This is a genomic window from Endozoicomonas sp. ALD040 (assembly GCF_049275945.1).
Classification (GTDB): Bacteria; Pseudomonadota; Gammaproteobacteria; order Pseudomonadales; family Endozoicomonadaceae; genus Endozoicomonas_A.
In genome coordinates this window covers 4,779,550-4,794,954 of the sequence record NZ_CP184829.1, presented here as the reverse complement: position 1 = coordinate 4,794,954, position 15,405 = coordinate 4,779,550, and the positions used below count along the sequence as shown (strand labels likewise).

1 protein-coding gene (only partly in view) is annotated in these 15,405 nt (G+C 50.4%); it reads left to right on the top strand.

What is annotated here, in order from left to right; genetic code table 11:
* The first annotated feature begins 21 nt into the window (after positions 1-21).
* Positions 22-15,405, top strand: partial view of a TcdA/TcdB catalytic glycosyltransferase domain-containing protein gene (locus ACOJUN_RS17895; RefSeq protein WP_422133270.1) — the 5' portion only. Its footprint extends 13,017 nt past the window's final position; 15,384 of the gene's 28,401 nt are visible here — the first part of the coding sequence; its start codon is at positions 22-24; the stop codon falls past the right edge of the window.

The following is a 15,405-nucleotide window of genomic DNA, read 5'->3' as shown; positions in this document are numbered from 1 at the left end:
TAGTTGCGGAGATCTTCTCTTATGTCTGCAAATCTGACCGACACCGTCCCTCTCAATCCTACTTATAAGCGACAGTGGATTGATACCGGCGATGACTGGTTTTACTCGGCCACTGTTCATACCGATAGTTTTACCATCAGACTGTCGGCGAACCCGGCCAACCCGGAGTCGGTCTTTGCCACACCAGAACACATTCTTACTGTCAGGACAGCCATTGACCGAGCCTTCTGGTTAATCGAGCAGTCCGGTTTTTTTCCTCACTACATGCATCGGAATATCAGTATTATCCTGTCTGACCCTGATTTGCCGGGGCAGAATATCTATTATGACGACGATGGCGTCACCTTGTTAATCGGGCAATCGATCATCAATCCGTCATTATTGCCCCAGGCTTCGGGCAAAGCTGCCGGTATAGCCGATGCTCTTGGAACTGACCGGCTCGTTGCCAGGTTGCTAAACAATATAGCAATGGTCGTTTATGAGGCCTGTGATCCCAATAACTTCTGGTCAGAATTTCAGGCACGTCAGAATGGTTCCACAGAAAATGGTGGCGGTTTAATCCCGTCTCCCATCAGCCAGACTGATGACGTGGTTTCCGCTATAGCCACTCAAACACAGCTCGACTTTATCTCTGAAACCCTGGCTGCCAAATGGTTGAATCAGAAAGTATCACCGGTTTCACTCTATTGGCTGGAGTCTTTGCTTCCTGATCTGTTCAATGCCCCAAAAAATCCTGGGAAGCCGCCAACTCCTCTAAGTGCCCAACTGCAAGCCAGACACTGGCATTCTAAAAACGATCTTGGTCAAACACTTGCCTGGCTCAAAAGTGAGGAGATCCGTCCAACAGGCAATGTTACCAGACCAGTGCCTGACAGTTTTTCTCCTTTCACACCCGTCGCGCCTCTTTTGCGCATCGACGAGACAATAGCCTGTCCTGCTTTTGGCGATGGTTACCGCACCCGGGTTAACGGAACAGAAATAGGCATCAGGGTATACCCCCAGGGCGACGCCGCTCCGCCACTGCGACTGGCCGACATCACCCTTGATGTGGAAAGCTACCATTCACTCGGTTACAAGGATCCGGCACAAACGCTCCGGCGGCTGGTTTTTGACCTCAAGAAATTGGCAGGACTGTTTCTATACGGTGGTTTTAACCGGCAGTTGCTGACCTTTCTTCACGGACTGCAGATTGCCAGTGATCCGGGTGGCACGGATAACAAAGTCCCTCTTATCAAGGCAGAGTCCGACCGATTATTTATTGACAGTGACGCAACCTTCACAAACGACAGTCGGCCACTGATTCGTCTGGGAGCCGCCGATCTTTCCCGGCACTCTGACGAAGCTCTTGGGCACGGACTGTCGGCCCTGCTGATACCAACATGGAGAGAAACCCTGACCGACAATGCCCTGGCTGTGGCCGGTATTGAACAGCTGTGGGGGATCACTGGCAGCAGGCTGGAAGCACTAAAACCACATTATGGGCTTGATGAACGTTACCAGGCCCGGCAATGGCCACAAGAGTCCGGTGATCTCTACCGGCAACTGGTGTCAGGCCAACGCCATGATCTCAGGAAACGGGGTGGCACAGCGGAAGACTTTGTTGATGCCGTCCGGGAACTTTATCAGGGTGACGGGCTGGCGCCAGCACTTGCCAGCGTTATGGGAGACTGGCAGGCGTTAGCTGAGACTAACCACACAGCCGGGGAAATGGCGGATTTGCTCGAGGCCATTGTCACAGTTTATGGCGAACAGCCGCTACGCAGTGAACAATGGTTTTTCCGCAGGGCACTTGATGCCAGTCTGGACTGGCTGAGTAACAGAGACCCCAACAACCCGGCTCTGGCAAACCTTCAGCGACTGAAAAAAAATGACGAGGCACAACAGGATGAATACGATGGTCTGTTCGAGCCGGAGCAGGCGCCGCTCTTAAACAATACCACCAGCAGCGTTCGGGGCAGATTCCTTACCCTCAAGGCTCTGGGTGACTGGATTGGGGTTTATCTGACACCGGACTATCTGGCCAGTTCCAGTCATCAGACCCTTGCCAGTGACCTGCGGCAACTGGTGGATGCCAGCGAGCTGTTCAGACACCGGTTGAACAATACCGAGGAGTTACGGATGCTATCGAGCAACGTAACAACCCCGATAAGACCTGACACTCTTGGTGACATACACGACCAGGGTATACTTAAAGTCCACCCCGATGAGCGCAACAGGACGATCCCCGGGGAGTATGTCAGCTTGATTATCCCAGGTCGCAATGGCGCGTCCACTGCCAGTCAGTCAGGCCCGCTGACCTACCAGCCCATTCGTCATAGTGCGGAAAATGACACCATCCATGATCTTGCTCCGGTTAACCAGACAGTCAATAACGGCACCTTCACGCTTATCCCTTTTGATCCGGATGAGGGGGACCTGCCCTACGGCTCCGGGTGGCTGGCAGGCCATCTTTCGTTCTTTTACCAGCTGGGGGAAGCATTACGGCTGGCCCTTGGGCTGGCACCAGAAGAAGATGCCAATGCGGCCAAAAACAGGATTCGTACTGAGCTTGGTTTGCCACGGTACTACTCTGGACAGGGCAACCCCGGACAGGACAGACTGCCGTTACCGGTAGTAAACCCCCGTCAGGTGATACTCAAAGAGACCCTGCCGGTGCAGGTAAGGTTTAATCAAACGACAGCGACAGACAGTAGAAAACCCGTACCTCTGGCAGTGACCGGATATGGCTCCCTGGGGCGTTATCTGAAACTGACAGCAGAGCCTGACAGGAACGGCACTTATCGTCTGCAACTGGCTGCCATTGGCACAATGACCGCAGATGGCGGTCTTCTGCCACTTTCCCTCTGGCACCGCTATCCCGCACTCACCAGACCGGCGTCGGGGCACAGGGTTCGCCGTTCTGATTCTGAATCTGCTCCTGTTGCAGGTTCAGACTTCGAATTAATGAATAAACTGATTCCTGACTTTATCACGTTCCATAGGGAATTTGCGCCGTTATTGCTACATCAACGCGCCGTGAATACAGACATACACACACGTTTTGAACATCTGTTCAGGGCTTTTAGGATGTTTGATGGCTACCGTCGTGTGAATTCTTCATCAACCTTTGCTCTAGCGGTAAAGGTCTACAAAAAACTCATCGACCTGACCAGGAATTACCCGATGAAAGGGGAAGCCGGCGAAAAATTTGCGAAACTGACTACAAACTTTCGTCGCTGGTTAGATGTCGCCATTAAACCAGTCCCTGAAAAGCTGCATTTTGTCAGCATCGGCCCAACCGTCGCAGAGCTGAACACTATCAGGTTATGGATTGCAGCCAATTCAAAGTCCGATTTGCAGATAAACCTCTGGTATGATCAAAACGCAATGCTCGCCACTCTGCTTTCTGAAGCCCTTAAAAAAGCAGTGACCAGTCAATTGACCCGTCAATCTGGTCCCGGTGATCCGTCTAATTTTGAATCGGATTTAACGAGAGGATTCATGGAGCTGCAGGATCAGGCCTGGAAATCCATAGCGTCAGACATGGAACAGGGCCGGGGATTTGATCTGGCGGTGAAGAATTTTCTGGTAGGCCACCTCAACTATAAATCATCGGATATTGATAAGAAAAAAGCCCAAATGATGTCAGCCTACCGGCGATTTAAAAAGAAGATAGCGTCTTCTTATCCCGGGGCGAAGTTTTCCTACGAAGATATTAATAAGGTCTGGAGCGATGCCTTCGGGGAAAAGGGTAAGGAGGCCGAAAGTTACTATCTCAGGGAGCTGGGGTTGCGTGGCCACCTGCCTGCAGCCATTGCACTGGTGAAAACCAGGGTGATTGACACTCTCGGTGGCGTTTGTTCTGACACGAAACTTTCACCTGCCATTAATGAGGATCTTTTCAAGGAAATTGACCATTCAGGCCTCATCAAAACAGATTGGGATAGGATACGGATGGCACTGACAGAGCTTGTCATCCGAAGGTTCGGCAGGGAATTCCTTCCCGAAGATCAGGATCCTGCAATAGAACAGAAGGTTTCAGATGATCTCGTCTGGTTCGGTGAAAAATACCCCAAGTTTAAAGGCGATATTGAACGGAGCCTGACGAACTCTGATCGGTCGCAACTATTTAAGCCCCTGGGAGAAGTTAAAGTCATTCCCAGTGAGATATACCTGCCATTGGAAAAAGCCCCAAGTTTATTTTTTGCAGCATCACAGGGCAGCAAGACCATGGAGATGGTCCAAAACCACCTTTTAACCGCTTATCAGACGATTGATCAATATAAGTTGTTCGACATGACAGATTGGAAAACTATCGAGGATACAAGAACGTTTTTCACCTGGCATCAGAAAGCCCCCCCGCCATTGGTTCGTTATCGACTCGGGGGTATATCAACGTTTGCAGATAGCTATCAAATACTGAGTGGTAATAATGCGCTGGAGCAAAGCAATAGTGTAATGGGTTGGACTGGAGACCACAGAGATTCGCTGGATATTCCTGAATTGTCTTCCAACGAACACTATACGATTTCCAGCAAAGCACTGGCTGTCTGGGAGCGTGAAAAAGATATCACAGTCAATACCAACACCGATCCACAGAGCAGAAGCCAATACAGCCAACAATTGGTTATCCAGATGGAGCCTGGTGATGATAGCCCGATTGCCAGGGCCAGCCGTTATCTGTTTCGCAAACACAACAATGGTCAACTGGCGGGAGGTAGTTATCGTTCAATCCGTTGGCTGGTCAAGAATAACGATGCCTGGTCAGATGGAGAGACAGGCGCAAAGGTCAACAATGTCGATATTGGCAGATTTCTGGACAGTAAAAGCCGAATTCATATGGTGGGTCTGGGTGACTCCGGGAACGGGGAATTTACCCTGAGTGGCCAAACCGCGTTAGAACTGTCAAAAAAAATCAATGAATTGACGGCTGATACACCGGTTAAAACCATTAACCTGGTTGGCTCAGGCATTGACGACAATGGGCTTGTCAGCGACTACCTGAAAGAAATTCTGAAAACAACAAAAACCTCGGCAGTGACTGCCCGTGACGGTCTTTTGAGAGTCGATATCTGGGGGCGCCTATGGGTTGGCCTGGTCTCAGAAACAGATCCGGTCACCTGGTCACTGGCCGACCACTCTGACAAGCTGAAAGCGCGTCGTAAGAGTAACGGTGAAATCACCGTCGAACGCTGGTCTGAAAAAGACACATTGGCTGAAGGTGCCACTGGACTCCGGCGGCTGCCCTCTGTGTTATCACAGGACAGCGGGTTGCTGGGGCCCACCGTCAATCCCGATGACCTGGTGCCAACTCTGGCGATGTTCAGGCACCGTTTGAAGCCGGGTCTGCTGAGTTTTCTCAAACCGAGTGATTTAGAAGCACTGGAGACGAAAATTGCAGAATTTGACCAACTTCGCCAGAAGGAGGGAAGTGAAAGTGCCCTGAAAAAGTACATGCTTGTCTATCGGATGCAGAAAAACCTGCCCGCAATTCTGAGTGGGGAATCAGCGGCCTCCCACCTGGCGGCGGCAATAAATCAGTACCTGCTGGATGCTTTGGTGGAGGTTCCTGAAAAGCTTAACTTTATCTGGATTGGTCGTCTCAACGAAGGGGTTAAAGACCATCTCAGGGTCTGGAGTAAGATGGTTCCCTCATGGTCGCTAAGGCTCTGGTACGACCCACAGGCATTTCTGGCGCCCGTGCTTACCCGGGAAATATATAAGGCTGTTGCCGATGAGAAAATAGCCGAGTCATTCCTGGTACATGAACAAGCCAGAGTGGAGTTTTTGACGCGTTTGTGTCATCTACAAGATCTGGCCTACAGCACTATAAAAAAAGGCCTCGCCCAGGGCAAAACCTTTGACGACATGGCGAAGATATTTTTAGTCAACCACCTGGGGATGGATCAAGAAGAATTAACACAAATACAAAGGCAAAGTCTGCAGGAGTTCACAGATCTCGCCAAAGAGCTGACCGGGCTCCGGGGCAACACCGGATCCGGGGGATTCATGCTGGCAGATATCAATCAACTCTGGCAGTCAGGCGATGAAACCAGCATGAAAGCGTTGTACGTGAGAGAACTTGGCTTGAGAGGGATTTTTGCTGCAGCCTCTGATTTGGTAAGAGTGGTACTGCTGAAGGGGGGAGGTGTCTATTTGGATGTCGACACGCTGCCTCATTATAATGAAAAATTGTTTAAAGGGATTGAAATCCCAAGTGAAATTTTACATTCAGGAAGACTGAGTCATTTAATTAACCATATGATTATGGATTATTTTGCTGACCCAGGCCCGGAACAACTGTTTTTTAACAGAACACCTGATCCAGAAATACGGAGAGAATATAACAGATTCAAAGAAATATACCCTGATTTTTTTAAGGCTGTCAAAGAAGCCATCGTTAATCATGGGAAAGAGCCTCTTTTTACTTTTCCAGGCTCATTCAAGGCTATTCCTGGCTCAATAGAAATAACATTAGAATTTAAAGAAGCAATCAATCCCAACAACAACTTTATTATCGCGCCGCCAGAAAGTGAAGTTCTCAAGGCAGTTAAGCGAGAAATAATAAGGCGTCTCAAATTGATTGATCGGCTGGGAATAGGCGACACGGAAAACTCTTATGACGAGAGTATCGATGTCGATACAGTTGAGCAAATGAAAGAGTCAATCGTCAATGAATTGGGAATCGATAACGATTTGGCCAAAGATATAATTAACTATCGAGTTGATGGATTAGTTAGAAGATCTGGATCGACGTTGCATTTAACCGGGCCGGGTTTGATTATTCACGTCATCAAAAGCTATCTCATTGCTTTGCTTCCAGAAGAGGATCTTTTTGATTACAAATTAAAATCCTATTTCACGCAAATTAACCCACTGGCAAGGATTGATTCAGTGAGTTTTGATACGGATGAAAAATCCAGTAGCTGGCTTAACGATACTGATAAAATCGTGCGTTATGAACTGACCAATGAGCGAGACAGCCGTTATAAAAACCAGGTCATTCTCCAGCTCGGTAACAGCGACAATGAAGCCAGAGCCAGCTCATACCTGAGAAATAAATACCAGCCCGATTTCAGCCGTCTTATACGACTGATGCCTGATGGCTCCCTGATTGATGAGAAAGCAGGTTATATCATTGAATCCAGGGTTGTGAAAGCCAGTTTTATTACAGACGACACACGTATTATTGTTGTTGGTCATGGTTCCAAGGTTCAGGATAAAAAGACCGGTTCCGGCAAGTTTCTTCTGGGCGGCAAGACGGTTGAGCAACTGGCTGAAGTGCTCGAGCGCATAACCGGTGGGCAGTTTGTCAGGACTGTCAGTCTGGTGGGTTGTGGTGCTGATGCCAGCGGCGAGCATTACCCTGTAGAAGCGTTCGCCAGAACACTGTTTGCTGAAATCCGGACAGAACGCATCACCGTCCGCAACGCACTGGTGGCAGTGGATATGCTTGGCCGTAAATGGACTGGCACCCTGCCCGCTGATGGCAATATCCTCTGGTCACAGTCAGACCATCGCGTCAAGCTGGTGCTTGAGAAAGACGATCGGGGCCAGTTAATGGCCCGCCAGCTTCCGGTTGCAGATGGGCTGGTGAAAAAACTCCGGAATTTGCCCGCGTTGCCCCCCGGCAGGGATTATGCCCATCTGGGCAGGAATGACCGTCATTTCGATCAGGCCAGACGCTTACTGCTTGAAACGATGATCGAAAACAATGGCAGGCAGAAACTCTCTGACCTGATTGAGCATTACAACCGTCGACTGTATCAAAACACCGGTGATGACCTGTCTCCTTACCGGTTGATGCCTTTGCCGGTTGCCGATGTCGAGCTTCCTCTTGCCTCAAAAGAGCCTCAGCCAGAAGAAAGACGTCAGATAAGCGCCTTTGTCCGCGCAGACTCAATCGGTGACCCGTTTTCCGGAGTGGGTCAGCTGGCCTATGACGATCCCCTGGCGCAAGAGAATTTTGCCCGGATCCAGCAGGAGGGGTATCTGCTGGCCATGGGAGTTGCAAACTCGCCATCCGAGGTCATGGCTGCATTGTTTACCCGCCTGTTGCTTGGGTCTGTGCAGGACATTGTGGCACCCGGAGGCAATGACATAGATCCGTTCCGGGTCTCCAGCCTTGAGCTGATGACTTCGGTATTGGGAAAAGGTGACCTGCAGGCTCTCCGTGGCCAGCAGTTGCAAAATGACTTTGCCGACTTGAGCCAGTGGTATATCAAGTCTCTGAAAAAGTTATTGGGTCACTTTCTGGCGGACAAAGCAGACGAAAAAATACCGAGACTGAACGCCAGAGAATGGCATAAGCAGGGACAGTGGCTGCAAAAAACACTTTCCCTTGGGATTAATAAAAGAGTTCCCCATGACGCTGTCGGTTTTACAGATCCTGTGACCAGGATTCACGGAGAGGCTTTTGATGACAGCAAATACCTGCCTGTTGTCACCGACCCTTCGGGCGTAACTTATGTTCTGCTGGACCTGCCAGAAAGTAACAACGCGGCTTTTCCGGATAATCTGCGCAATATCCTGTTTATGCTTCAGTCCTCAGGGCCGCTGGGGCCGCGTAATGCCCAGACGCTGATCAATACCATTGAGTTAGCCTATTCCCGGCATTCAGATTTCCTGGCAGGAGAGCAGCTTGCTGAAAAAATAACCCGGCTGCCGATGGCTGATGTAGTCACACTGGCCACTGAAGTTATTAACCTCGACACGGAGCCTAAGGCTCTTCGGAGTCTGATACGAAGACTGTTGATTCGCCTGGCAGCCAGCGCAGTGAAGGCTCTGGACATCGGTCACAAACCGGATTACCAGCAGAAGTTTCTGATCGCAGAATTACTCGTCCGGGCCCCCGAAGAAAAGACCTTTGTCGTCCTGGTCCCAGAATCGGGAAAATACCAACGCACGATTACTCTGGATCCTTTGAAGACCATCGACACGAATGACTATCGTGGCTTGCATTCGCGAGTCACTCTGGGGGCTCGTTCGCCACTTTTTATCTCGACCATTCAGGACAGTACCTATCGCTCTCAGGTGCGTGAGCTGCTGAAACTGAATGGAATGCCAAAAAAACAGGGACCTGTGTTTCGTTATTTCGACAAACCTAATCAATTTGTCGATACCCTTTTGGCCTGGCGAAAATGGGAAATAGAGTCTGGTTTTGAGGCTAAAAAGCCGAACCTTGATATTCTTCTGGAGCAAGACCGATTCATCCAGGACAGTGAGGCAATTGTCCATCCATGGCAATCAAATAAGTCGATCATCGTCCGGGTTGGAGTGAAGGATGTACCAGAAGAGGCGTCTGACGCCCGCCTGGCCCGGGTGCTGACCCAATCCTACGGGATGGCCCTGTGTCTGCGAATCCGGGCAATGGCTCCAAATGCTCGCTATCTAATCGGGGCTATGGAGATATGGCAAATGGATTACCGTGATAATCCTGAGGGGGATTACGGTTTTGACAATGCTCTGACACTTCGGCAATTCACTGGCGATCCGCTTTACCGGGCACTGATCCGTGACAGTAAGAACCATGATCTTAAGTTTGCCGTGGGTTCTGTAGATGATTTCCAGCGGGCTATGGAGGTATTGGATTCGGAAGGGAAACTCAGCGATTCGGTCAGCAACGTTATTAGCCGCATTGCAATGAATCCGGCGACCTCTGTTAATACTTTTGTAGAAGCTCTGGTTAAGGTATACACAAATTTCTGGAAAGAGATGCAGGATGCACAACTGCGGTCGGTGCTGCAGTTGCAGGCATCGCAATACCAGATATTGAAACAACGATTAACCAGCTCCGATTTAACCGTTAATACCAGGAGCAGGTTATTGTCAAGTCTGGGCAATATGGAAAACCCGCCAGACAAAACTTCGTACACCGGCACCATGCCTTCTCATTACATGGACGTCTATAGCAAAGGAATAAAGGAGAACAGTCCCGGAATTATCAGTGAAGTAACACCAGGCTCCTATGGCGATAATGGTTCGCAGACCAAGGTCGCGATCTTGTTCTCTGCCGGGTTTATCAAATATGTTCGTGATCAGAATGCTCTTGAACAGAATGCTCCTTCCGAACACCTGTTTTCAATACACAGTAAGATTATCAAAAGCCTTAGATGGCTCAGCACCGTCCCTGAATTCAAGGTTTTTTCCGGCGCTCTGGCGAAAGATCGGAGCCAGGCCTTTGGCGACCTCCAGAAGCTGGTGGATCAGGGGGTTATTGATGGTTCTGCCGGTAGCGGCTTCGACCAGGTCAAAATACCCGACTCTGTCCGGCTATTGCTGGTCATTACTCCTCCCGATCCATCGGGTACTCCATCCGCTACAGAAATGCCGCAGCCGGTTCTGGTTAAGAATACCGGTTGTGTTCTGAAAGTGGATCCGAGCCAGTATTTCATCAAAGGACAAATAGAGGTTGAACAACATCAGACCTTATCAGGCCTGATAGCTCGTTATATTGTTGCATCCGGTCTGCTAAAAGGAATCAACGGAGATTATGAAACCCTTCGCAAAAAAATGCTGCGTAAATTTGGCATCAAGGCATTACCAGAAAAGAAAAGCATTATCGTTGTTCCCTTCGACCCTTTCAAGGGACGGGCCGGCCTTGAAATAGAGAATCTCATCACAAGTGTGGACACTGAAGCGAGGAAAAACCTTGCATACTCTCAATTTAATCCTGATGAGCGTATTAACTCTGATTTTCCTAATATACTCCTGTCTACTGATAGCCATGAAGGTCGCACCATCATTGAAATTGTTACCGGCCCCAAACCTCTCTCGGCTTATCTCAGTGAGTCCTCAGATTTATTTCTTGCAACCAAAACGCTGGCCTCTGTTTTAGCGAATATACCTGAAGGGGGGGTTACCGTCAGTGGTTTGGTTGAGGCTTATAATGATCAGCTACTTGGCAATAACCCCGAAGGTAATTTAAAAAATTTCAAGTTATCCAGTTTTGATGAATTTAAAGACAGTCAGATTTCATTGTTGTCTGGCAAGATGGGGGCAGCGGTAGCGGCAGGAGCACAGTCACCACCTTATCGTATTCATGTCAATATTGGGGTCGACCTTAGTTTGATTGGGGATATAACCTCCTATATTCCCGATCTTTTTGTCTCGGATAAAAGCGACACATTAAGGCAGGTTTTTGAGTGGAGCCAGTATAAAGCCGCTGTCATTTCAGAAAAGCTGAATCTGAATTCTGACTTGCTGAAATCCATGTTTACCATGCATTTGTACAAGCAGGCATTAGACAGTTCAACCAACAATTTCAAGAGGGGGAAAATGAGTCTTGCAGGTACCTCTATCAATAAACTCAGAGGATTACTGAGACTGGGTACCGCTGATTTTTTAATGACTGCCATCTCTGAGTCGGAGGCCGAACAACTTAAGACAGCCATCCAGAATTACGGCTGGCAAAGCTTTACTTCGTTGATGCAGGAAACGGTCAATGATCTGGCCACGGTGGGATCTGAGGCTGAAGGAATTGGCAGGGAGTGGAAGGTTCCCGAACAGCGATTGCAAGCCAGGTTAAAATTGTTGTTCACCGACATGTTGGATCATCGTGTCGAACATGGGGCGATGATTATCCCCTACAACCATGGCTCAGATTTTTTCGAATTACCCCAGGGCGAGAACAAAAGCCCGAAGCTGGGTTACGTAGATATCACAAATGCATCCTCAAGACATGGCGTCACTTCTTATGTTGATGAAGAGGGTCAAGCCCATTTTCTCGGGACAGTGGAGGTTCGAAAACTCTGGCCCAATCTCGATAAGATGGCTTTTTCCCCTCCCGACTCTTTCACGGTTTCGGTAATAAAGTCCGTTCAAACCCCGGGGTTACTGGGAGCAGACCCGGAGGTTGACGGGATTTTTTTAGGAAAAGCTCAATCCCTGGTCAGCCCTGAAACCAAAACTTCGCATTTCCAGAGCTGGGTGAAGCAGTCCATCCTCGACCGTTTGGGTCGACTCAGCCAGGCAAAGCTCGAACATGTCACCCGCTCCTTCGTCAACCGTCCGCATGAAACACAGGACCCAATCGGGCAGGAACGAGTGGCCCGGTTGCTGCTGACTGCCAATCTCAGGGCAATAACCGGCGGGTCGTCAGGATCAGCCTGGGACACTCTGGTGCAGTTGCAAAAAATAGTGTCTGTGGATCTTCAGCGGATAACCAGCGAGGAGCAACCGCTTCCTGTGGCAGCCACTGACCGTCAGGCCCGCTGGCAACAGCTGGCAGAGCTTAATCTGTCTACTGAACTCAATACACTTCTGAAACTGTTTTCTGGTGATGAAAGCGAAGGTTTTATTAAGCCGGTGCTTAAATCAGGAGAGGTGCTGTCCGGGTACGGAATGTCTCTGCGCCGTGTGTCGCAGGAAATAACGATTGTTCTTGACCCCCACTGGCACCCGTACCAGAGTCAACTGAACAAGAATCCGCTGACCCTGACAGTGGGAATAAAAGACGCGACGCAAGATAACCATAAAGCTACCCCTATAGGAAAGCTTTTCGCAATAGCCTTGTTAAACCATCCCGATGTGGCCGCGCTCCATCAGGCGCAAAAGGATTTGCGGGCGATCTGGGGATTGTCGTCAATCAAGACTGACCGCAACTATGGCCTGACCAAAGAACTGACTCTGGCTATTTTTCCAGAGCAGCAGGACGCCCTTTACACACAGTTTGTGGATGGCATCGGCAACCCCGATCACAATTGGCAGTTTGCTTCCGGGTCGGTTGAGGATTTCGCCCGGGTTCTGTACGGGTTGTCCACCCGCTATGATCAGGACAGTCTGACAGAGGCTTTTCATCGGATTCGGAACTACCACCGTCAAAACACCGGAGTATATCTGGACACCTTTGCCTCAGCAGTGGTGAAGACACACAGGAACCTGCCGGATGGCCGGGCAGCACTGACTCTGCGTCAGGTTATCGGGAGTGACGGCTGCACTTTTCTGAAACAGACCCTGAATGAAAGGCGCGCACCATTAATCAGTGGCCTGGATGCAATAATAGATGCCAGAAGTCTTGACGCGCTTTATAGTGGCCGCGATTTAAAACGACGCCTTCCTGGTATCACACTGAGCAGGGGGATAATGTTAAGGGTCACCCCTGAATACTTCGGTTATGCCGGGGCGAATTATCATTTATTACCCGATGCTATCAGGAACTTCCTGGCAACACCTCTGGGCAAAGATTACCTGAAAAAATTTGAAGAGAGTTTCACGTCCGGCCGTTATCAGTACCTGATTTTTGATGCCCCAAAAGCAAGCGATGGAAAGCAGCAAATCGTTGTTACGTTAACACTGGCTGGCGAAGAAACGGCTGACAGACAAGTGATCATTGATCCCAGTGCCAGTCAAAAGATCCGTTTGTCCAGCTTGATCCCAGTGTTTGTTGACCTGGTTAAATCCGGCTACGACATGGATGATAGCAGTCAGCCTGCCGCCCCGGACGATAAAGACATTGAAACAAGGGTTCGCCAGGAAATGGGGCTGGCTCCCCTGGTGCAGCTTGCCAAAATAGCGGCGGTAAAAAAGGACAGTGCAACTGGCCAGATCGTTCTTGAAAGAGTAACCGACGCTGTCTCCCGACCTGCCGGATGGGACAGCACGGTGCAGCAGAGCCTGACAGAGATCAATGGCTCACCTTTAACGACTCTGAAATGGCTTGGTGCCGAAGGTCAGCCGGGATTGCAATTGGTAACAGCCCCACTCTCCCCGGATGACCTGGACACTCACAGGCTTTCTCTGGCAGCCGATTTTTATGCGCTGGATAAAATGATCTCGACGCTGACTCATCCGGACAATACAAAAGATTACGATGAGGTCTACAAGGAGTATTTTAGCGACCGGTCAGGCTCTGAAGGGCAGCCCATTGACCGGGCAAAAACCACCGACGGCTCAGATACCGGAATCATCCTGAGGCTGCCCTTTGAGGATCTGGACAGGCCGGTGTTCGCTGCCCTGTTTGCTGACAGTGACAGCCCTGAAGGGGAGCGGCTGCTGGCCAGCCTGAAGGCTGCCAAACAGTTCGTGACAGATATTGCCCCGGCCTCAGGCGATTACAGGGCAATCCATGCTCAGTTAAGGTCGCTGCTTACCCTGTTGTTGTACCGGCTGTCGAGGGACGCCCCCCACGGGAAATCCCTGTTTCCGGGAATAAGGCTGGCAGATTATATCCATACCTGCCTTTCCAACAGTGCCGCTGCCTTACTCAGTGACTACATTCACCGTGTTGGCCTGCAACAGGTCACTCAGGAACTGGAAACGAAGCTCACTGTCATTGCAAAGCCGGGTGCCCCGGATCTGCAAGCGGGCGTCAGGATCAAAGACCTGCTAGGGATGGCTTTGGATTACCGCCTTGCCAACGGCGCCATGTTGCTGCCCGGCACGCTGCCGGATTACTACTCGCTGCCCCTGAAAGATAACAAAAAATATCGAGAGCTCTGGACTGGCCAGATGTCAGAGGACAGCAGAGCGCGACCTGTCTCCAGAAACGCCGATGGCCAATATCTTCTGGACCTGGCCTTGCCGGGTCAAAGCGGCATGGTCAAACGCCTGTTGCTCCGAAACCCGGCCCCCCCCGATAACCTCCGGAGCCAGCTCCGATTGGCTTTGAAACCGGACTGGCTGGGCAGTGATCCAGAGGTTACCCGTGCGTTTCTTGAATTGGCGATGTCCGGGGTGGGTAAAGCCGACTGGCCGCAGTTTTTGGAGTACTTCTCTTCATTGCCCCAATTGCAGCGTTCCGCAGTAGTGGTGGCGCTGGGTCAATATCGCTTGCAGTATCCAGAGGACAGTATCAAGCAGCTGGCCCTTGCCCTTACCCGAATCCAGCTGTCGGAAGTGAATCAGCAGATCAGTCAGGATGATCAGGACGGGACACCGCCGGCGTTTCGCATCAGGCGTGTGACATTACCCGAAGACGGAAGTCATGGCTTCAGGCTGGAGACTGACGAGGGGATCATACCTGTGCTGGCCGACTCCCCGGAGCCGGTGACTGGAGAGCCATCACTCAAGCCGTATCCGCAAGGGCTGCTAATGCTCGCCAGTTCATACAGCAGCCAGTTTCCAGGGTCGTTTCTGGATACGCACAACAGCGTCAGACTCTACCGGCAAGCGATGCAGGATAGACAGCTGCATCCCGACCGTTACCAGCATGATGTCCAGTGGCTTATTAAAACGTTCAGTGACTTTGGACCGGAAATCTATCGCCAACGACTTCAGGAGGGGGGGGCGCTTGACCTGAGTGCGGGCCGGCCTCTCCACTGGCAGTTAAATCCCCATATTCCCCTGCAGAAGTCCCGGTTGCAGGTCGGGGATGCCGCTGTAACGATTGAGTTTGGGATGAAGGATAACCCTTTGCAGAGTTACAGATTCTTTAACGAAGTGGTTGGCCGGTTCTACGCCATGGGTCTGGCCAAGAGTGTAGAGGCT